General features: G+C 61.9%; 17 protein-coding genes and 1 riboswitch. Of the genes, 6 read left to right on the top strand and 11 right to left on the bottom strand.

What is annotated here, in order from left to right; all coding sequences use genetic code 11:
* Positions 1 to 137: 137 nt before the first annotated feature.
* The 3 genes from cpdA to EGM97_RS23805 all read right to left on the bottom strand — a co-directional run bounded on the left by cpdA (position 138) and on the right by EGM97_RS23805 (position 2128).
* Positions 138 to 953 carry a 3',5'-cyclic-AMP phosphodiesterase gene (gene cpdA / locus EGM97_RS23815; protein ID WP_238964783.1) on the bottom strand — a complete coding sequence of 272 codons (816 nt, stop codon included), beginning with the start codon at positions 951 to 953 and terminating at the stop codon, positions 138 to 140.
* Positions 954 to 1067: 114 nt separating this feature from the next.
* The gene (locus tag EGM97_RS23810) at positions 1068 to 1520 is read right to left on the bottom strand and encodes a DUF1249 domain-containing protein (protein WP_003186471.1); all 453 of its coding nucleotides are present in this window, start codon (positions 1518 to 1520) and stop codon (positions 1068 to 1070) included.
* Positions 1511 to 2128 (bottom strand): NUDIX domain-containing protein, encoded by a 618-nt coding sequence (locus EGM97_RS23805; RefSeq protein ID WP_238964782.1) that lies wholly within the window; start codon positions 2126 to 2128, stop codon positions 1511 to 1513. The genes EGM97_RS23810 and EGM97_RS23805 overlap by 10 nt, the downstream gene beginning before the upstream one ends.
* Before the next feature lie 214 nt (positions 2129 to 2342).
* Between EGM97_RS23805 and EGM97_RS23800 the strand changes: the two genes are divergently transcribed.
* Positions 2343 to 3089, top strand: a complete 747-nt coding sequence (locus tag EGM97_RS23800; protein WP_238964781.1) for an RsiV family protein — start codon at positions 2343 to 2345, stop codon at positions 3087 to 3089.
* On the opposite strand, the gene cytX is transcribed toward EGM97_RS23800, so the two are convergent.
* Both cytX and thiC read right to left on the bottom strand, forming a co-directional pair.
* Complete coding sequence (gene cytX / locus EGM97_RS23795) at positions 3058 to 4350, bottom strand: putative hydroxymethylpyrimidine transporter CytX (protein WP_238964780.1); 1293 nt, start codon at positions 4348 to 4350, stop codon at positions 3058 to 3060. The genes EGM97_RS23800 and cytX overlap by 32 nt on opposite strands.
* 169 nt (positions 4351 to 4519) lie before the next feature.
* Entirely contained in the window at positions 4520 to 6409 is a 1890-nt protein-coding gene (gene thiC / locus EGM97_RS23790) for a phosphomethylpyrimidine synthase ThiC (RefSeq protein ID WP_238964779.1), read from the bottom strand.
* Between the two features lie 160 nt (positions 6410 to 6569).
* A riboswitch (TPP riboswitch) is annotated at positions 6570 to 6675 on the bottom strand.
* Positions 6676 to 6826: 151 nt separating this feature from the next.
* Between thiC and EGM97_RS23785 the strand changes: the two genes are divergently transcribed.
* Positions 6827 to 8266, top strand: coding sequence for a TolC family outer membrane protein (locus tag EGM97_RS23785; RefSeq protein ID WP_238964778.1), 1440 nt, complete (start codon positions 6827 to 6829; stop codon positions 8264 to 8266).
* A gap of 209 nt (positions 8267 to 8475) precedes the next feature.
* On the opposite strand, the gene waaA is transcribed toward EGM97_RS23785, so the two are convergent.
* Both waaA and EGM97_RS23775 read right to left on the bottom strand, forming a co-directional pair.
* Positions 8476 to 9750: a lipid IV(A) 3-deoxy-D-manno-octulosonic acid transferase gene (gene waaA, locus EGM97_RS23780; protein WP_238964777.1), complete on the bottom strand. Its 1275-nt coding sequence runs from the start codon at positions 9748 to 9750 to the stop codon at positions 8476 to 8478.
* A 22-nt stretch (positions 9751 to 9772) separates the two neighbouring features.
* Entirely contained in the window at positions 9773 to 10663 is an 891-nt protein-coding gene (locus EGM97_RS23775; RefSeq protein WP_238964776.1) for a LysR family transcriptional regulator, read from the bottom strand.
* A 103-nt stretch (positions 10664 to 10766) separates the two neighbouring features.
* Here EGM97_RS23775 and EGM97_RS23770 point away from each other — a divergent pair, with 103 nt between their 5' ends.
* The 4 genes from EGM97_RS23770 (at position 10767) to EGM97_RS23755 (ending at position 14169) form a co-directional block, all read left to right on the top strand.
* Positions 10767 to 11099, top strand: coding sequence for a DMT family transporter (locus EGM97_RS23770; RefSeq protein WP_053147582.1), 333 nt, complete (start codon positions 10767 to 10769; stop codon positions 11097 to 11099).
* Between the two features lie 86 nt (positions 11100 to 11185).
* Entirely contained in the window at positions 11186 to 12361 is a 1176-nt protein-coding gene (locus EGM97_RS23765; protein WP_238964775.1) for an NAD(P)/FAD-dependent oxidoreductase, read from the top strand.
* Entirely contained in the window at positions 12358 to 13170 is an 813-nt protein-coding gene (locus tag EGM97_RS23760; protein WP_238964774.1) for an aldo/keto reductase, read from the top strand. The genes EGM97_RS23765 and EGM97_RS23760 overlap by 4 nt, the downstream gene beginning before the upstream one ends.
* 33 nt (positions 13171 to 13203) lie before the next feature.
* Entirely contained in the window at positions 13204 to 14169 is a 966-nt protein-coding gene (locus EGM97_RS23755) for a metal ABC transporter ATPase (RefSeq protein ID WP_238964773.1), read from the top strand.
* A gap of 51 nt (positions 14170 to 14220) precedes the next feature.
* On the opposite strand, the gene hldE is transcribed toward EGM97_RS23755, so the two are convergent.
* The 4 genes from hldE to EGM97_RS23735 all read right to left on the bottom strand — a co-directional run bounded on the left by hldE (position 14221) and on the right by EGM97_RS23735 (position 19373).
* Complete coding sequence (gene hldE, locus EGM97_RS23750; RefSeq protein ID WP_238964772.1) at positions 14221 to 15642, bottom strand: bifunctional D-glycero-beta-D-manno-heptose-7-phosphate kinase/D-glycero-beta-D-manno-heptose 1-phosphate adenylyltransferase HldE; 1422 nt, start codon at positions 15640 to 15642, stop codon at positions 14221 to 14223.
* Positions 15643 to 15733: 91 nt separating this feature from the next.
* Positions 15734 to 16342 (bottom strand): adenylyl-sulfate kinase, encoded by a 609-nt coding sequence (gene cysC / locus EGM97_RS23745; RefSeq protein WP_238964771.1) that lies wholly within the window; start codon positions 16340 to 16342, stop codon positions 15734 to 15736.
* A 38-nt stretch (positions 16343 to 16380) separates the two neighbouring features.
* The gene (gene msbA, locus EGM97_RS23740; RefSeq protein WP_238964770.1) at positions 16381 to 18186 is read right to left on the bottom strand and encodes a lipid A export permease/ATP-binding protein MsbA; all 1806 of its coding nucleotides are present in this window, start codon (positions 18184 to 18186) and stop codon (positions 16381 to 16383) included.
* A 14-nt stretch (positions 18187 to 18200) separates the two neighbouring features.
* Positions 18201 to 19373 (bottom strand): O-antigen ligase family protein, encoded by a 1173-nt coding sequence (locus tag EGM97_RS23735; protein WP_238964769.1) that lies wholly within the window; start codon positions 19371 to 19373, stop codon positions 18201 to 18203.
* Positions 19374 to 19459: the final 86 nt, after the last annotated feature.

Below are 19459 nucleotides of genomic sequence, written 5' to 3'. Positions count from 1 at the left end.
TAATGCTGGCTCGCAAGCTTGCTCGGATCGTATTCGCTCTGCTGAAAGGGCAAAGCGAATACCAACCAAAAGCGGCTTGAGGGCTTCCCCTCAACCATAGAATCTCCCACAATTGGATCAGCGTACAGCCTCAGCCTTCAATAACCATTGGCCCCATAATCAACCACAAACTCAAACCCCACCACCCGCTCAACCCCCGTCTCCAACCGCCCATCCGGCAAGAGCCGCAACCACCGATACCCCGGCGCCTGCTCCCCCACCGCAAAATCCACAGAACCAGGCACAAACTGAATACAGGTCGAAGGCGAAGCCAACAACCGCACCCCGTTGCGCACCTGATCGACCTCCTGATGCACATGCCCCCAAAGCACCGCACGCACCTGCGGAAACCGATCCAGCACCGCAAACAACGCATCCGGATTACGCAACCCGATGGGCGCCATCCACTCACACCCGATCGACACCGGATGATGATGCAGACACACCAGATGATGTCGCTCCGGCGCCTCGCTCAAGGCATTGGCCAACAGGATCAACTGCTCCTCCGCAAGGAACCCCGGTACCGAGCCCGGCACCGCAGAATCCAGCAGCGTGATGCGCCAATTACCGATGTCCACCACCGGATCGAGCAACGTGCTCTGGACCGCGGCGTGGAGCATCATCTGCGGCTCATCATGGTTACCCGGAATCCAACGCGCCGGCGCATCGATCCGCGCGGTCATCTGCCGGAACGCCTCATAGGACGCCAGCGTCCCGTCCTGGGACAGATCCCCGGTGGCAAGCATCAGATCGATGTTCAGCTGTTGCTCCAGGACCAGGTCAATGACCGCCCGCAGGCTATCGCGGGTGTTCATGCCCAGCAGTGAGGCGTCGGCCTCGGCGAACAGGTGACTGTCGGACAGTTGGACCAGCAACACCGGGTCGGCGGTGGTCAAGGTGGATACGCTCGGCAAATCGCTCTCTCCCAGGCGCGATCACGCCATTGGATGAAGTCGCAATTATGCTGGGGATGATCGAAAGGGGAAACCCGCGAACCGGAACCGGTTCACAACCCATAACCGGTAAAGCTAGCGAACCACTTCGAACTCATGACCCAGCGCCAGGCAATGACTCAGCCACTCGCCCAGGAACAGGTTCAACTGGGCCTTCTCGTCCGGCTGGTGCATCGAGGCATTGGGATAAGGATAGATGCCGCGAAAGCGTCGTGCATGTTCAGCGCTGACCACTTCGGCCATGCGCGCATCGTGGTAGACCTGGACCTCCAGTTGCGGCACCGGTAACCAGGGCAGGCTGTGCTCCTGGCGCACCTGCAACGTAGTGGTGTACGGACAGGTTTGCAACACTTCGAGGGCCAGCACGCCGAGCATCTGGTCACCGTGGGTCACGGCAATGCGGCGCGGCGCCGGGTCGTTACGCATGTCCGGCAACAAGCGCATCAGGCGGGCGTAGTTGGCCTCACAGGCCGCCTGCAACCCCACCAGATCGACGCGATAGCGATCGCGTAGCTTGTTCAGGACCATAGCCCCCTCACTTCATCGCGGTTCAAGGCCAGCCATTGCAAGGCAATGATGCTGGCCGCATTGCAGATACGTCCGTCGCGTACTGCCTGCAACGCATCTTCATAGGCCCAGACCTTCACGCGAATGTCTTCGGCCTCTTCCTCAAGACCGTGCAACCCACTCGCCCCGGCACTGTCGCAACGTCCCAGGTAGAGATGCACGAACTCATTGCTGCCCCCCGGCGATGGAAAATACTTGGTCATGGGCCACAACGCGGTGAAGACAAGCCCAGCTTCCTCCTGCGCTTCACGATGAGCAACTTCTTCCGGCTGCTCGTCCTTGTCGATCAGGCCGGCCACCAGTTCCACCAGCCAGGGATTGACCGTCTTGCCCATGGCGCCTACGCGAAACTGCTCGATGAGTACCACTTCATCGCGCTGCGGATCGTAGGGCAACACGCACACCGCATCGTGGCGCACGAACAGTTCACGGCTGATTTCACGGCTCATGCCGCCGGCGAACAACTCGTGACGCAGATGGACGCGATCGAGCTTGTAGAAACCCTGATAGCAGTTTTCGCGCTTGACGATGTCCACGGCGGTCGGTGTGGCGTTGGCGAAATCAGTCATGACAGTCCTCGTATGGAGCAGTTCGATGCGAGGTTCCTACCTCGGCTTCGCGCCATCCTAACGCGCCCACCCCCTTTGATGCAGCCCCTTTCCTCTCACTGGGATGGACGGCAGGGGGTGAAAGAATTCTAATGAGTTTAGTGGCGAACTGATTGCCCTGCTGGCAGTCGAAGCGGGGAGCTTTTCGCCTTTCCCAGTTTCATGAAGGACACCCATGTCGCTTTTCAAATTCGTTTCAGTGGCCCTCGTCGCCCTGGCCCTGGGCGCTTGTCAAAGCCTGTTCCAGCCCAACTATCGCGCTCCGCTGGAGAGCACGCGCGATGCCTCCGAGCAGCTGCAACCCGGTTGCGCCAGCACCGACTGCCCCCTGGTGAACATCGATACCCTGCGCTTTCCCGCCGAGCCGGCCCTGGACGGCATCATCGAAAAACGCCTGCTGGAAATGACGCGCACCATCTCCGATGCGCCGGTGGCGCCGACATTGACAGCCTACCGCGAGCGATTCCTGCGCAGCGCCGCCCCTGGCACCAGCAGCTATTTGCAGGCCAAGGTACGAGAGCAACATGACGGACTGGTGATCATCGAGCTTTCCAGTTACCTGGCCACCGGCGGCGAGCACGGAACGCCGGGGCGCGGTTTCATCAACTACTCGCGCCAGCAACATAAAGTGCTGACCCTGTCGGACATGTTGCTACCGGGTCAGGAAGAGGCCTTCTGGAAAGCTGTCCAGGTCGCCCACAATAGCTGGCTGATCAGCACCAAACTGGATCAGGAGCCCGAGTTCATCAAGCAGTGGCCCTTCAAGAAAACCCAGAACGTGGCGCTGACCTACGGCGGGGTGATCCTCAAGTACGAAACGAGCACCATCGCGCCCTATGCCCTGGGTCATATCGAATTGAAGATTCCTTACCCGCGCCTCAACGGCATCCTCAAGCCCGAGCTGTTTCCCGGCCGTAGCTGAACGCCCGGCCCAGCACCAGTTGCAGCGCCCCTGCCAGGACCAGCGATGGCAGGGTTGCGCCAACGTCCGGATAGACGTTGGCGAGCAGATGATAAGTGCTCACCCCGCCCAACCACGCCAGCAGCGCCGGCCAGCGCAACGCGGTCGACGCTACTTGGCTGCTGCGCTTGCGCAGGATGAAATGATCCACCAGCACCACCCCGAACAGCGGCGCGAACACTGAGCCGATCAACAACAGGAAGTTCTGGTACTGCGCCAACGGCGCGAAGCAGGCGACCAGGGTGCAGATGACACCAATGGCCAAGGCCAAGTGTTCAATCTTCAATCCCGACAACATCCCGCTGGACACCGCCGCCGAATGAATGTCGGCAAAGGCGTTTTCCGATTCGTCCAGCAGGATCAACAACAACGGGATACCCAATCCGGCGCCCGCCAGGGCCAGCAGCAATGCGTTGACCTCACCGCTTGGCGCAAACGCCAGGGTGTAGGCGACGCCCAGGCCCATCAGCCAAACGTTACCGATGAAAAAACCCAGGGCGGTGCCGCCGAAGACATTTGTGGCGCGCTTGCCGAAGCGTGAATAGTCGGCAATCAGCGGCAACCACGACAAAGGCATGGCAATCGCGATATCGAATCCCACCGCCAGTGGCATCGAGCCGTCGCCCGCCCGAGCCCACAACGCCGCCAGGTCGGCCTTGGCGAACAGGTTCCAGGTCAGCCACAGGCAAGCCCCCAGCAGCAACCAGATACCCCATTTGCGCAGCACTTTGCGCACGAACGTCAGTGGTCCGCTCACGGCAAGCAAGGTCGCCAGCGCGCCAAAGAACAAGGTCCACAGCAACGGGGTCGCGCCCAGGCTGTCTTCGCTGAAAGCCCGGGCGCCGAGCAGGCTGGCGGCGTCGCGCATGACGATGATTTCGAACGAGCCCCAACCCATCAGCTGAAGCAAGTTCAACAGCGCCGGCACGCTCGCCCCCTTGCTGCCGAGGCTGAGCTTGAGAGCAGCCATCGCAGACAAGCCGGTGTCGCTGCCGATCACGCCGACGGCGGCAAGCAGCAGGACGCCCACCAGCGTGCCGAGGAAAATGGCCAGCAACGAACCACTCAAGCCCAGGCCTGGCGCCAGCAGGGCACCGACCTGCAAGACCATCAGGCCGATGCCCAGGGAGAACCAGAGGGAAAACAGATCACGGGCGCCGAAGACGCGTTTGTCCAGGGGGACAGGAGTGTCTGGGGAATAGGTGCTGGGTTGGATGTTCAAGGGTGCTGTCTCTGGGGATTATTTATCGTTTTGATAATCGCTTTCGCGAGCAAGCCCGCTCCCACAATGGACCTGCTGTGAACACACCATCGGTGTACACCAACGATCCACTGTGGGAGCGGGCTTGCTCGAAGACGGCGGCAAGATCACCACCGTCCTCAGCGCTGTATCACACTTTCTTGTAAAGCTGACCCCCTTCCTGTTTAAACCGCTCGGCCTGCTCGGCCATCCCCTGGGCGACGTCCACATCCACGGCTTCGATGCGCTGGTTGGCCGCGTACTCCCGGACTTCCTGAGTGATTTTCATCGAGCAGAACTTCGGTCCGCACATCGAGCAGAAATGCGCCACCTTGGCCGAGTCCTTCGGCAGGGTTTCGTCGTGGTATGAGCGGGCGGTGTCCGGGTCCAGGCCGAGGTTGAACTGGTCTTCCCAACGGAATTCGAAGCGCGCCTTGCTCAGGGCGTTGTCGCGGATCTGCGCGCCGGGGTGACCTTTTGCAAGGTCGGCCGCATGGGCGGCGATCTTGTAGGTGATGATCCCGGTCTTCACGTCATCCTTGTTCGGCAGGCCCAGGTGTTCCTTCGGCGTCACGTAGCAGAGCATGGCGCAGCCGAACCAGCCGATCATCGCCGCGCCGATACCGGAGGTGATGTGGTCATAGCCCGGCGCGATGTCGGTGGTCAGCGGGCCAAGGGTGTAGAACGGCGCCTCGTCGCAGCATTCGAGCTGCTTATCCATGTTTTCCTTGATCAACTGCATCGGCACGTGGCCCGGGCCTTCGATCATGCATTGCACGTCGTGCTTCCAGGCGATCTTGGTCAGCTCGCCGAGGGTTTCCAGCTCGCCGAACTGCGCTTCGTCGTTGGCGTCAGCAATCGAACCCGGACGCAGGCCATCGCCCAGCGAGAAGCTGACGTCATAGGCCTTCATGATTTCGCAGATGTCTTCGAAATGGGTGTAGAGGAAGTTTTCCTTGTGGTGCGCCAGGCACCACTTGGCCATGATCGAACCGCCACGGCTGACGATGCCGGTGACGCGCTTGGCGGTCATCGGTACATAGCGCAGCAGCACGCCGGCGTGGATGGTGAAGTAGTCGACGCCCTGCTCGGCCTGTTCGATCAACGTGTCGCGGAACAGCTCCCAGGTCAGGTCTTCGGCCACGCCACCGACTTTTTCCAGGGCCTGGTAAATCGGCACGGTGCCGATGGGTACCGGCGAGTTGCGAATGATCCATTCGCGGGTTTCATGGATGTGCTTGCCGGTGGACAGATCCATCACCGTGTCCGACCCCCAGCGAATGCCCCAGGTCAGTTTCGCCACTTCTTCTTCGATGGACGAACCCAGGGCGCTGTTGCCGATGTTGCCGTTGATCTTCACCAGGAAGTTGCGGCCGATGATCATCGGTTCCAGTTCGGTGTGGTTGATGTTGGCCGGGATGATCGCGCGGCCACGGGCGATTTCGTCACGGACGAATTCCGGGGTAATAACCTTCGGGATGCTGGCGCCGAAGCTGTGGCCGGCGTGTTGCTGGTCCAGCAGACCGGCGGCGCGGGCCACTTCCAGCTTCATGTTTTCGCGGATCGCGACGTATTCCATCTCGGCGGTGATGATGCCCTTGCGTGCATAGTGCATCTGGCTGACGTTGGCGCCCGGCTTGGCGCGACGCGGGTTGTTCACGTGGGCAAAACGCAGCTTGGTCAGTTCCGGGTCGGCCAGGCGCTCCTGGCCGAAGTTGGAGCTCAGGCCCGCCAGGCGCTCGGTGTCGCCACGGGCTTCGATCCACGGCGAGCGCACGTCGGCCAGGCCTTTGCGCACATCGATGATCACGTTCGGGTCGGTGTAGGGGCCCGAGGTGTCGTAGACCATGACCGGGGCGTTGATCTCGCCGCCGAAGTCGGTGGGGGTCACGTCGAGGCTGATCTCGCGCATGGGCACGCGGATATCCGGGCGGCTGCCCTGGACGTAGATTTTTTGCGAGCGGGTAAAGGGTTGAACCGATTGCTGATCGACCTGGGCCGAATCACTGAGGTTGATCGCGTTTTTTGATTTTGTCGTCATCACGGGCTCTCCAGACACACATCCAGGCAGTGGATTTTTGTCGGAGCGAACCTGTTACGAATGGACGCATCCCGGCACGGTTGTGCGGATGCTGTGCTTGATGCAAGACGTGTTCGATTGTCGAACAACACCCCGGACGAAGCACAAGAGGACTCGCCGGGTGACGAGAAATCTTGTTCCCTACGCAGGCGCTAACCTGATCAGGTTCAACGGGATCCGAAATTATTCGATCTCAGCCTCATAGCAAGGCACCCCGACAAGAACCCGGCCAGTCTAGACACAACCACGAGAGAACGCCATCGCCGCGGCAAAAGGCGTGATGAATGGCGCAAATACAGGATTGTTGCCGTGCGTGCGCGCAACTACACTCGCTACGCCGCGCCTTTTGTGCGCACTCATTTGTCTAGGGATCGCCTCATGCTGCGCAAACTTTCACTGGCCCTCGCCGTGTCTTGTGCGTCCAACGGAATGGCCTGGGCTGCCGAAGCGCCCTTATCCACCAGAACCGATCTGGTGAGCGTGTACCAGGAAGCAGTCGATAACAACGCCGACCTGGCCGCCGCCCGCGCCCAGTACGGAGCTCAGAAAGAAGTGGTGCCCCAGGCCCGCGCCGGGTTGCTGCCCAACCTGTCCGGCGGCGCAGAAGTCGCCAACGTTCGCACCGATATCGATCAGCCTGCCGCCATCGCTACCCGCAGTGCCCGTTCATACCAGGCGACGCTGTCCCAGCCTCTGTTCCGTGCCGACCGCTGGTTCCAGTTCCAGGCTGCCAAGTCGGTGAATGAACAAGCGGCGCTGCAATTGTCCGCCACCGAACAGAACATGATCCTGCAGAGCGCCGAGAGCTATTTCAATGTGCTGCGAAGCCAGGACAACCTGGCCTCGACCAAAGCTGAGGAAGCGGCGTTCAAGCGCCAGCTCGACCAGTCCAACGAGCGCTTCGACGTGGGCCTGTCGGACAAGACCGACGTACTGCAATCCCAGGCCAGCTACGATACCGCGCGGGCCAACCGGATCCTCGCCCAGCGCCAGGTCGAGGATGCGTTCGAAGCGCTGATCACCCTGACCAACCGCCAGTACAACTCGATCCAGGGCATCGTCCACACGTTGCCGATCCTGCCACCGACCCCGAACGACGCCAAAGCCTGGGTCGACACCGCCGCCAGACAGAACCTCAACCTGCTGGCCAGCAACTATGCCGTCGACGCTGCCGAAGACACCCTGCGCCAGCGCAAGGCCGGTCATGCTCCGACCCTCGATGCCGTGGCGAAATACGAGAAAGGCGACAACGATGCGCTGGGTTTCAGTAATCCGAACCCGATTGGCCGACCATATGGCGGCGACGTCGAGCAGCGCACCCTGGCCCTGCAACTGAACATCCCCATCTACAGCGGCGGCCTGACCAGCTCCCAGGTCCGCGAGTCCTACTCACAACTGACCCAGACCGAACAGCAGCGCGAAGGCCTGCGCCGGCAGGTGGTGGAGAATACCCGCAACCTTCATCGTGCGGTGAACACGGATGTTGAGCAGGTCCAGGCCCGGCGCCAGTCGATCATTTCGAACCAGAGCGCGGTGGAAGCCACGGAAATCGGTTATCAGGTGGGCACGCGCAACATCGTCGATGTGCTCGACGCTCAGCGCCAGCTGTACACCTCGGTGCGCAACTACAACAACGCCCGCTACGACTACATCCTCGACAACCTGCGCCTCAAGCAGGCCGCCGGCACCTTGAGCCCGGCCGACTTGCAGGACCTGTCGCGCTATCTCAAGCCTGATTACAACCCGGACAAGGACTTCCTGCCACCGGACCTGGCGCAGGCTGCGGCGGAGCAATTGCGTTCGCGGCCAAATCAGTAAAACGGCAGTTGAATTTTGTGGCGAGGGGATTTAGCGAAACGTCGCACCGCCCCGCTGGGGTGCGAAGCGCCCCCATCTAAGCCATCTGACACACCGCGCCGTCAGGCTTTGGGGCTGCTGCGCAGCCCAGCGGGGATAAATCCCCTCGCCACAGGGAGATCTCCAGCCGTCGATAATCGCCAAGATAGCGTTCGTCAGATGGAGGCTGCTCAGTCGATCAACCGCCCCAACCCATCCAACAACCGCTGCAACGCCCCCTGGTTGCGGCGCATCACCGCAAGCCCCGCCTCGGCCATACGCTGGGCATCGCGGGGCAGTTCAAACAGGCGTTGCACGGCCAGGGCCAGGCTTTCGGCATCCTCGACTTCCTGCAGGGCCCCGGCGGCGCGCAGTTGCGCGGCGATTTCAAGGAAGTTGAACAGGTGCGGGCCGCTCAGCACGGGCTTGGCCAATGCCGCCGGCTCCAGCAGATTGTGTCCGCCGTTGGGCACCAGACTGCCACCGACAAACGCGCTGTCGGCCAGCGCATAAAGAAATAACAGCTCGCCCATGGTGTCGCCCAGCAGTACCGAGGATTGCGCAGTCACCGGCTGGGCACTGGAGCGACGGATCGTGGCAAAGCCTTCGCTTTCACAGAGTCGGTACACCGGGTCGAAACGCTCGGGATGACGGGGCACCAGGATCAGCAACGCATCAGGATAGCTGGCGAGCAATCGGCGATGGGCGGCGAGCACCACTTCGTCTTCGCCTTCATGGGTGCTTGCGGCAATCCACACCGGACGCTCCGTCGCCTGCCATTGTCGGCGCAGGGCGCTGGCGCTTTCGAGCAATTGCGGGTCGATGGTCAGGTCGAATTTGATGGAACCGGTCACCGCGATGGTTTCGTCACGGGCACCCAGTTGACGGAAACGCTCGGCCTCGGCCTCGGTCTGGACGGCGAACAAGCTCATCTCGGCCAACATCGGCCGGGTGAGCCTCGCAAAGCGCCCGTAGCCACGCGCCGAGCGTTCCGACAACCGGGCGTTGGCCAAGGCCACGGGAATACCCCGCCTGGCACACTGATGGATGTGATTGGGCCACAACTCGGTCTCCATGATCACCGCCAGCGTCGGGCGAACCCGGTCGAGGAAACGCTTCGCGGCACAGGGCAAGTCGTAAGGCAGATAGCAATGCTGGATACGCGGCTCGTTGGCGAACAACGCCTGGATTCGCTCCGAACCCGTTGGCGTCATGCAGGTGACGGTGATCGGCAACTGTGGATAACGTTGCAGCAAGGCACGGATCATCGGCGCGGCGGCAATGCTTTCGCCCACCGACACGGCATGGACCCAGATGCCGCCCGGCACCATGACCGGCAGCCCCCAGGAGAATCGCTCGCCAATGCGCCGGGCATACGCCGGCGCCTTGCGAGCCCGCAGCCACAGCCGAATCGCTACCAGTGGCAGCCCCAGGTAAAACAACGCGCTATAGAGAGTTCTGTTCATGGCGGCGGAGTTTATCGGGTTTTCAGCCGATCGCCTGCAACTGCACGGCAAAACGTTCCGCCAGCCAGCGTCCTGCCGGGCCCAGGGGTTCGTCGCGACGCCAGACCAGCTCCACCACCAGAGCCGGCGGGGTCCATTCGCTGTTGAGTTCGATCATATCCCCCTGGTACGCCGGGTATTGCACCACGTGGCGTGGCAGCCAGGCCCAACCCAGGCCACTCCTCAACCATTCGGCCAGGACATAGAAACTGTCGGCGCGCCAGACGTGCGGGCTGGCCTGCTCGCTGCCGGGATAAACACTGGACTGGGTCGCCATGAGCAACTGCCGGTGCCGGGCCATTTCCAGGCAACTGACGTAGTCGAGCGCCGCCATGGGGTGGTCGCGCCCGCACACCGTCACCATCTCGACGCTGCCCAACACTCGGCGCTCCAGCGCGTCGGGAATCTGGTCGTGACGAAACAACAGCCCAAGGTCGGCACGGCGCTCCACGAGTTTGCGCGCCACATCACCTTGGGCGGCGCTGGCCAGTTGCACTTCCAGGGTGGGGAATCGCTCGGCCAGGGCCGCCAGGCTGTCGATGACCGGCTGGTATGGCATCGCCTCGTCCTGGGCCAGGCGCAGCCGTGCTTCCTGTCCACGCATCAGGGCCAGGGCCCGGCCATTGAGGCGCTCGCACTGGCGCAGTACTTCCCGGGCCTCTTCCAACAGTGCCTCCCCGGCTTCGGTGAGCTTCGGCTGACGACCGCTGCTGCGCTCGAACAAGCTCACCCCCAGGTCGGTTTCCAGCATGGCAATCGCGCTGCTGATGGCCGATTGGGCCTTACGCTGGTCCCGGGCCACGGCGGAAAACGAACGCTTCTCGGCGGCGCCGACAAACAGCCGCAGTTGCTCCAGACTCCACTGAACGTTCATTGCTCAACCTATCTCAAATACAGATAGGTAATGACTTTACCCCATCTGGGCGTTCCCTAAAATGACCTCCATCGAAAGCCGCAACAGCCCAGAGGAATCGCCCATGAATGCTTACTACTACCTGGCCATCGCCATCTGCGCCGAAGTGATCGCCACCGTTTCCATGAAAGCGATCAAAGGGTTGAGCACGCCGCTGCCGTTGTTGCTGGTCATCGTCGGGTACGCTACCGCCTTCTGGATGCTCACCCTGGTGGTGCGCACCGTTCCGGTGGGCGTGGCGTATGCGGTCTGGGCCGGGCTGGGTATCGTGATGGTCAGTGTCGCCGCCCTGTTCCTCTACGGGCAGAAGCTGGACGTGCCGGCGATGCTGGGAATGGCGCTGATTGTGTTGGGGGTTGTGGTGATCCAGCTCTTTTCGAAAACGGCAGGGCACTGAAGCTGCAAGCACAGGCTGACGCTCTGGCTTGTAACTTCAAGCTTGAAGCTTGAAACTTGCAGCTTTATCCGCTCCGAGGTAGCTGCATGCCATCCGTTATTTCCACCGACGTGCTGATAGTCGGCGCCGGAGTCGCCGGCCTCTGGCTGAACGCGCGCCTGCGCCGCCAGGGCTTTTCGACCGTACTGGTGGAAAGTGCCAGCCTGGGTGGCGGGCAGAGCATCAAGTCTCAGGGCATCATTCATGGCGGCGCCAAGTACGCGCTGCATGGCGCGCTGACCGGTGCCTCGGAAGCCATCGCCGACATGCCGCGCCGCTGGCGCGAAGCGCTGAGCGGCGACGGCGAGTTGGACCTGTCCGGCGTCCGGCTGCTGTCCGAAGCCCATTACCTGTGGTCGCCCGGCACCCTGGCCGGCAACCTCACCAGCTTCTTTGCCAGCAAGGCCGTGCGTGGACGCGTCGATCAGGTCAAGGGCGAGCAACTGCCCGAAGCCCTGCAGGACAAACGCTTCAAGGGCAAGGTTTATCGCCTGGCCGAACTGGTGGTGGATGTCCCCAGCCTGATCGCACGCCTGGCGGAACTGGCCGGCGATGGACTGCTCGCCGGTCAGCGCATCGAACCGCTGCGTGATGGCAACGAACTGGTAGGCCTGAAGGTTGACGACCGTGAGATCCGCGCCCAACGCATCGTACTGAGCGCCGGGGCCGGCACCGCCGAGCTGCTTGCCGCCCTGGGCCTCGATCAGCCGGCCATGCAACGCCGGCCGCTGCACATGGTCCTGGTCAAGGGCCCCAGCCTCAAGCCACTTTATGCACACTGCCTGGGGGGCGGCCCCAAGCCACGCATCACGGTCACCACGCACCCGGCCGCCGATGGCCAATGGGTCTGGTACCTGGGTGGCGACATTGCCGAAGCCGATGGCGTGGCCCGCGACCCCGCCGCGCAGATCGCCACGGCCCAGAAGGAACTCGGTCAATTGCTGCCCTGGATCGATCTCGGCACGGCGCAATGGGCCACGCTGCGAGTGGATCGTGCCGAACCACTGCAATCGGGCTTGACCCGTCCGGACAATGCCTTCCTGGCCGAGCGGAACCGCCTGCTGGTGGGTTGGCCGACCAAGCTGGCGCTGGCTCCGGATTTTGCCGACCGGGTGATCGCGTCATTGCAACGAGACGGTATCGTGCCAAGCCATCCAGCCTCACTGCCGGAACTGCCGAAACCGCCCATGGGCGTACCTGCCTGGGAGCAATTGCTGCCATGAGCCAGCCAACCCTGCACGATCTCCATCGCCCGCTGGGCCATGGCGGCCCGATGGTTTCACCCTTGGGCCTGGGCACTGTCAAGCTGGGTCGCGATCAAGGCGTCAAGTACCCCAACGGTTTCCGGATTCCCGATGATGACGAAGCGCGCATGTTGCTCAAACTGGCGCGCGACCTGGGCATCAACTTGATCGACACCGCGCCGGCCTACGGCCGCAGCGAAGAACGCCTCGGCCCTTTGTTGCGTGGCCAACGCCAGGACTGGGTGATTGTCAGCAAGGTCGGCGAAGAGTTCAGCAACGGTCAGTCGCGTCACGATTTCAGCGCCGCCCACACCCGCTTTTCGGTGGAGCGCAGCCTCCAACGCCTGGAAACCGATTACATCGACCTGGTACTGGTGCATTCCGATGGCAACGACCTGGCGATCCTCAACGACAGCGAGGTCTACCCGACCCTCGCGGACCTCAAGCGCGAGGGCAAGATCGGTGGCTTCGGTTTTTCCGGCAAAACCGTCGACGGCGGCTTGAGGGCTCTGGAGCAGGGTGATTGCGCGATGGTGACCTACAACTTGAACGAACGCAGCGAGAAAGCGGTCATTGACTACGCTAACGACCACGGCAAGGCGATCCTGGTGAAGAAGGCCTTGGCCAGCGGCCATGTCTGCCTGACCCCCGGGATGGACCCGGTCCGTGCCAGTTTCGAACTGTTGTTTGCGCAACCGGGTGTCGCCAGTGCTATTGTCGGCACCATCAATCCGCTGCACCTCGCCCATAACGTCGCGACCGTCGCTACGGTCCTACGAGAAAACTGACACCGCGTTTCGCGGTATGAAGCAGGAGCCGACATGCCGCGTACGCTCATCAGAAAAAACCCCAGCAACTTCAAGACTCTGCCCCTGTTCGTCGAAGCGACACCCGAAGGCCTCACCTACCAGAGCGTCGGGATGCCGCTGAACTTTACCCAGACTTTGCAACGCCGCCGTCCCGTAACGGTCGCCGATACCGAACGCTTCTCCCTGGAGCTGGCAAACCTGGGGGTCTCGGTGCGTCTGACCCTGCATTGGCAGAACCGCGATTATTGGGTGCTGGTACGCCAGCGACGGCAGGATCGCGGCGATGTCGTGCTCAAGCTGATTTCCGGCTACGTCCCGGCCCACGAACTGAATCTGCCGCTGCTCACCGCCATTCAGGAAGTGGCGGAGGAGTGTCTCCTGGAAACCCCCGAAGGTTGGCTTGGCGGACGCTTCAACGACACCTGGCTGCCGGCCCCCTACGCCGCCGCCCTGCATTATCGCGAAGCCTTGCCGTTTCGCCTGGCCCCGCTGTCCGGTTCGGCGCGCCCGGTGCGCAGCGCCAACCTGCAGCTGATCGAGCGTCCACGGGCCTATGTGCACCTGCCGACAGCATCGCTGCAGCTGATCTACGATTTGCGCCTGGATGTGCCCAGGGAAGCCAAGTCACTGAGCCTGTTTCATGTCGATGAGCGCCTGGAAGGCGACCAGCTGGTTGCCAGGCTGGATCGCAAGCGTCCCGATCTTTACCTGATGCCACTGCACGATGGACAACCCTTGCCCGAGCTGTACACCCTGAAAAAAGACCAGTTGTACCCCGCCAGCACCCGAGGGTTGTACCTGGCGGAAAGTTTTGCCAGGCAGGACGGCTGGCTGGTGCGAGATGAACGGATTCGTTGGAAGGACTGGCTGCGCCAGCAAGGGCTGACGCCAGTGGGCAAGGAGTCCGGGCTGACACTATTGAAGGGCAAGGCCCGGCAGTTGCTCAAGAAGATCGTGCCGCGCAAGGCGGCCCGTTAGAAGAATGGATCAGTGGGAGCCACGCTCCCATCGATCCGTCTGCGGAGCACTTCAGTTATTGCGGATTTTTTCCACAATCGCGGTCGTCGAGCTGTTTTCCACCAGCCCCAGCACCTTCACGGTACCACCGTACGCGGTGACGATATTCGCCCCCACGACCTGGTCGATCCCGTAGTCGCCGCCTTTCACCAGCACATCCGGCTTGACCTCGCGCAGCAGGTTTTCCGGTGTGCCTTCACTGAAGCTGATGACCCAATCCACCGCGCCAAGACCGGCCAGGACAGCCATGCGTCGGTCGACGCTGTTGATCGGACGCCCTGGCCCCTTGAGACGGCTCACGGAAGCATCGTCATTGACCGCAACGATCAAGCGATCGCCCTGGGCCCTGGCCTGCTCAAGGTAAGTCACGTGGCCGGCATGCAGGATGTCGAAGCAGCCGTTGGTGAACACGATGGTCTCGTTATGGGCACGGGCGTCGTCGACCGCCAGCAGCAACTGCTCCAGGCCGAGCACACCTCGCTCGGAGCCTTCTTCACGCTGGATGGCGCGACGCAGTTCCGGGGCACTGATGGCCGCCGTACCGAGCTTGCCGACGACGATGCCCGCCGCCAGGTTCGCCAGGGCCACTGCATGAGGCAGTTCCTCGCCGGCGGCAATCGCCGCGGCCAGGGTGGAAATCACGGTATCGCCAGCACCCGTCACATCGAACACTTCCCGAGCGCGGGCCGGCAGGTGCAAGGCCGGGTGATCGGGACGCAGCAGGGTCATGCCATGCTCGCCACGGGTCACGAGCAGCGCACCGAGGTCCAGGTCCTGCATCAACTGTGCGCCCTTGCTCACCAGCTCATGCTCATCGACACAACCGCCGACGATGGCTTCGAACTCACTGAGATTCGGCGTGATCAGGCTCGCGCCACGGTAGATGGAAAAATCCTTGCCCTTGGGATCGGCCAGTACCGGAATGCCACGGGCACGGGCGGCCTGGATCAACGTCTGATGATTCTTCAGCGCGCCTTTGCCGTAGTCCGACAACACCAGCACCTTGATGCCGTCGAGCATCTGATCGACCTCGGCCCCCAGGGCCAGGGGATCGGTGGCGAACGGTTCTTCGAAATCGATCCGCAGCAGTTGCTGGTGACGGCTCATGACCCGCAGCTTGACGATAGTCGGCTGGTGCGCGACGCGCTGGAACTTCGCCCGCACGCCAGCGCCCTTGAGGCTATTGGTCAGGCTGTCGGCGGCCTCGTCGTCGCCGGTGACGCCAACCAGGGAAGCCGGGGCGCCGAGCGCGGCGATGTTCAACGCGACGTTGGCCGCGCCACCGGGACGATCCTCGATGTGCTCGACCTTGACCACCGGCACCGGTGCCTCGGGAGAAATCCGTGAGGTACCGCCATGCCAATAGCGGTCGAGCATGACATCGCCGACCACCAGGACAGGGGCTTGATCGAATCGCGGCATCGACAACTTCATGGAGCATCCCACATACAAAATGAACAGGGGCGCGATATTAGCACAGGGTGGAGGCGGGCTCGTCCATGGCCGTCGCAAGCCGCTCCTTTAATTACGTTGGCAGCAAGGCCGCAAGCCGGTCGCAGGCCTGGGACAACTCCACTTCGCAGGTATTGATTTCGCATTCAGGCGCCAAGGGCGCTTCGTAAGGACTGTCGAGCCCTGTGAAATTCTTGATACGTCCGGCGCGCGCCTCGCGGTACAGTCCCTTGGGATCCCGCTCGGCGCAGACCTCGAAAGGCGTGCTCACGTACACTTCCACGAACGCGTCCGGGGAGAACAGTCGCCGGGCCGCGTCCCGATCGGCACGGAACGGCGAAATTGCCGCGACGATGACAATCAGGCCCGCATCGACCATAAGCCGTGCCACTTCGGCAATGCGCCGGACATTTTCCTTGCGGGCCTCATCGTCCATTCCGAGGTCCCGACACAGCCCCCGGCGCAGGTTATCGCCATCAAGCAGACTGGTATGCAAGCCCTGCCGATTGAGCTGCACTTCCAACGCATTGGCCAGGGTCGACTTGCCGGCTCCCGACAACCCGGTCAACCAGATGCAACAGGGGCGCTGGGACTTCAGCGCGACCCGGTCCCCGGGCGTAAGCGCCAGCGCGTAGGGGCTGATCTGCGCCTGTTGCATCGATACCTTTGACGTCTCATCCATAAGCCAGTCTCTCGTAGTCGCGCGGCCAGCACTCCGGATCAGGCAATATCCTGGGCGGGCGCATCCAGGCCCATGGCATGAAGACGCGCGTAGTAACCATTCTGGGCGAGCAGTTCACCGTGGGTACCACGCTCGACGATGCGGCCCTGGTCCATCACCAGAATCAAATCGGCCTTTTCAATAGTCGACAGACGGTGGGCAATGACCAGCGTCGTGCGACCTTTCATCACCTGATCCAGCGCGGCCTGGATATGTCGCTCGGACTCGGTGTCCAGCGCCGAAGTAGCCTCGTCCAGAATCAACAGCGGAGCGTTTTTGAGCAATGCCCGAGCGATGGCCAGGCGTTGGCGCTGCCCGCCGGAGAGTAGCACGCCGTTTTCTCCGACTTCGGTATCCAGCCCTTGGGGCAACTGCTCGATGAAGTCCATGGCATAGGCATCCCGGGCGGCCTTCTCGATGTCGGCCCGGGGCGCGCCGGCCAGGTCGCCGTAGGCGATGTTGTTGGCCACCGTGTCGTTGAACAGCGTGACATGCTGGGTTACCTGGGCAACGTGCCGGCGCAGATTACGTAGGCGATAGTCTTCAATCTCCACGTCGTCGAGCAGGATCTGGCCGATTTCATGGTGATAGAAGCGCGGGATGAGGCTCGCCAGGGTCGACTTGCCGCTGCCCGAACGACCGACCAGCGCAATCATCTGTCCGGGGGCCGCGGTAAAGCTGATGTCCTTGAGCACCTCGCGCTCGGCGCCGGGGTAGGTGAAGCTCAGGTTGCGCACATCAAGGCGACCACTGACGCGCTCCTGCTCGACCGTGCCGTTGTCGACTTCCGGTTCGACGTCCAGTTGTTCGAAAATGCTCTCGGCGCCGGCCACGCCTTTCTGGATCGTGGAGCTGACTTCCGAAAGCTGGCGAATCGGCTTGGGCAGCAGGCCGGCGGCAGTGATATAGGCCACCAGATCACCGGCCGTCGCATCGCCGCGCAGGAACAGCACCAGGAACATCAGGGCCGCCATGGCGGTGTAGATGACCAACTGCAGCATCGGCGTATAGACAGCGCCGGTGCGGGTCATGCGCAGTTGCCTATCAGTGTTGCCCTGGCTGGCCTGGGCAAAGCGCTGCTCTTCGTAAGCCTCGCCACCAAAGCTGCGCACGACGCGGTACCCCTGGATGGTTTCGGACGCCACGTGCGTCACGTCGCCCATGGCCACCTGGATCTTCTTGCTCTGCTTGCGGAATTTCTTGCTGGTATTGCTGACCATGAAGGCGATCAGCGGCAGGATCGCCAGCATCACCAGGGTCAGTTTCCAGTTCATCCAGACCAGGTAACCGAAGAGGAACACCACGGTGAGGCCTTCGCGGATCACCACCTTGATGGCATCGGTGGCGGCACCGGTGACCATGGTCACGTTGAATGTGATGCGGGATATCAGATGCCCCGAATTGTGGGTATCGAAATAGCGGTTGGGCAGCACCAGTAATTTGTTGAACAGCTCCACCCGCAAGTCGTGTACCAGCCCCAGGGAAACCCGGGCCAGGTAGTAGTTACCCAGGAACGAGCCCAGGCCCTGCCAGGCGGCGATCAGGATGATCAGCAATGGCACCGCCATCAGCAGTTTCAAGTCCTTGAGGTACGCCACGTTGGGAAAGAGCACCGCATCGGGGTTGCTCAAGCCATCGACGAAATATTTGAGGATCCCGGCCAGCATGGGCTGGGTGGAAGCAAATATGACGAACCCCACGATACTCAGCAAAAAGATGCCCACGTAGGGTTTGACGTATCCCAGCAGCCGAAAATAGATTTTCAGGCTGGAATCCTGTTCCGCTTTGGGCGGTGCATCACTCATCGTAGAGCTCACTGTTAGGAAGAACGCGGAATTTTATCACAGCCATCCGGCATGACCCGCGCCCAGGTCAAAAGGCCGGCCAAACCGATCGGCAACCAGCTGATGAACCATTCGGCGCGCGGACTCCCGGTCAGGCTGGCGGCATCGAACTGCATCGCCAGGAACGAGAATATCCACATGCCGAGCACGCCTCGGCCCAGCAGGTTTTCGCGGGCCCGCCAGGCTTCCCGCAGCACCGCGAACCAGACAATGCACCATAGCGTCAGCCCCGGCAATCCGAGCTGGATGGCGACATGGCTGAACAGGTTGTGCGCATGATCAAAGGAAATGGGACCGACGGGAACACGATAGTCTCCCGCCAGCCCCAGGCCACCCCATGGGCGTTCAGCAATCATGTGCAGACTCGACATGAATATTTCGGGTCGATACGACGCCCCACGCGCCAGGACCAGAGGTTCAAGGAGCCAGAAGGTCAGCATCGCCAGCACCAGGGCCGTAGCGGCAATCACACGGGAGCGCTGGTCGCGGCAGTAAATAGGCATGGCCAGCACGCTGAGCAGCAAGGCCAACGCCGCTCCACGGCTCTGGCTCATCACGACAAATATCCCCAACAGCGCCAGTGCGATCGCCCAAACGAACTGCAGACCGATGGAGCGCGGGACCCAATGCAGCAGCCAGATTGCCGCCAGGCCAATCACATAGCCACCGAGGATCGGATGGGACAATTCACCCAGTCCTTCCAGGCGTGTCACCCAAAGATTGTTCTGGATGCCGTAGAAATGGATGATCGCCATCAGGGCCGTCAGGGCAAGCCCCACACCGCCCCATTGCATGACGCGAATGACTCGCTCGGGCTGGCCATCGGCAAGGATGGCAAAATACAGCAGGAACACCGCGATGTAGAGCAAGCGCTTGGCATCACGCACCGGATCCGGCGCATTGGCCCAGCACAAGGTGATCAGCGACCAGACCGCCAGCGCGAGCAACGCAGTGTAGATAACACGTTGAGCACGCCAAAGCTCCACTAACCGATGACGCGCCGGCCAGGCAAACAGGATCGTAGGCAGCCAGACAAAGACTACCAGCCCCTGTTGATAAACCTTATTGTTGGGAGCCAGGGCGATTGCCAGCAGAAACCATAACAAGCCAAAAGCCATCCATCGCTGCGCCCAACGTGTAGCTTGCATCTTCGCTCCTACCAAACGGTTCACCTATCAAACAGGCATGGTTAAAACAAAAACTTTTGGGCATCATGGCCCGCCAAGGTACCGGC

This window comes from Pseudomonas sp. AF32, from assembly GCF_022342325.2.
Taxonomy (GTDB): Bacteria; Pseudomonadota; Gammaproteobacteria; order Pseudomonadales; family Pseudomonadaceae; genus Aquipseudomonas; species Aquipseudomonas uvaldensis.
Note: the sequence above shows the minus strand (reverse complement) of the source record. Positions and strands in the feature narration are given on the sequence as shown.

Bases quoted from the DNA above. Each gene is read 5' to 3' on its own strand.
- EGM97_RS23810 (WP_003186471.1), bottom strand. From the start codon at position 1,520: ATGGTCCTGAACAAGCTACGCGATCGCTATCGCGTCGATCTGGTGGGG.
- EGM97_RS23805 (WP_238964782.1), bottom strand. From the start codon at position 2,128: ATGACTGATTTCGCCAACGCCACACCGACCGCCGTGGACATCGTCAAG.
- EGM97_RS23800 (WP_238964781.1), top strand. From the start codon at position 2,343: ATGTCGCTTTTCAAATTCGTTTCAGTGGCCCTCGTCGCCCTGGCCCTG.
- thiC (WP_238964779.1), bottom strand. From the start codon at position 6,409: ATGACGACAAAATCAAAAAACGCGATCAACCTCAGTGATTCGGCCCAG.
- EGM97_RS23785 (WP_238964778.1), top strand. From the start codon at position 6,827: ATGCTGCGCAAACTTTCACTGGCCCTCGCCGTGTCTTGTGCGTCCAAC.
- waaA (WP_238964777.1), bottom strand. From the start codon at position 9,750: ATGAACAGAACTCTCTATAGCGCGTTGTTTTACCTGGGGCTGCCACTG.
- EGM97_RS23775 (WP_238964776.1), bottom strand. From the start codon at position 10,663: ATGAACGTTCAGTGGAGTCTGGAGCAACTGCGGCTGTTTGTCGGCGCC.
- EGM97_RS23770 (WP_053147582.1), top strand. From the start codon at position 10,767: ATGAATGCTTACTACTACCTGGCCATCGCCATCTGCGCCGAAGTGATC.
- EGM97_RS23765 (WP_238964775.1), top strand. From the start codon at position 11,186: ATGCCATCCGTTATTTCCACCGACGTGCTGATAGTCGGCGCCGGAGTC.
- EGM97_RS23760 (WP_238964774.1), top strand. From the start codon at position 12,358: ATGAGCCAGCCAACCCTGCACGATCTCCATCGCCCGCTGGGCCATGGC.
- EGM97_RS23755 (WP_238964773.1), top strand. From the start codon at position 13,204: ATGCCGCGTACGCTCATCAGAAAAAACCCCAGCAACTTCAAGACTCTG.
- hldE (WP_238964772.1), bottom strand. From the start codon at position 15,642: ATGAAGTTGTCGATGCCGCGATTCGATCAAGCCCCTGTCCTGGTGGTC.
- cysC (WP_238964771.1), bottom strand. From the start codon at position 16,342: ATGGATGAGACGTCAAAGGTATCGATGCAACAGGCGCAGATCAGCCCC.
- msbA (WP_238964770.1), bottom strand. From the start codon at position 18,186: ATGAGTGATGCACCGCCCAAAGCGGAACAGGATTCCAGCCTGAAAATC.
- EGM97_RS23735 (WP_238964769.1), bottom strand. From the start codon at position 19,373: ATGCAAGCTACACGTTGGGCGCAGCGATGGATGGCTTTTGGCTTGTTA.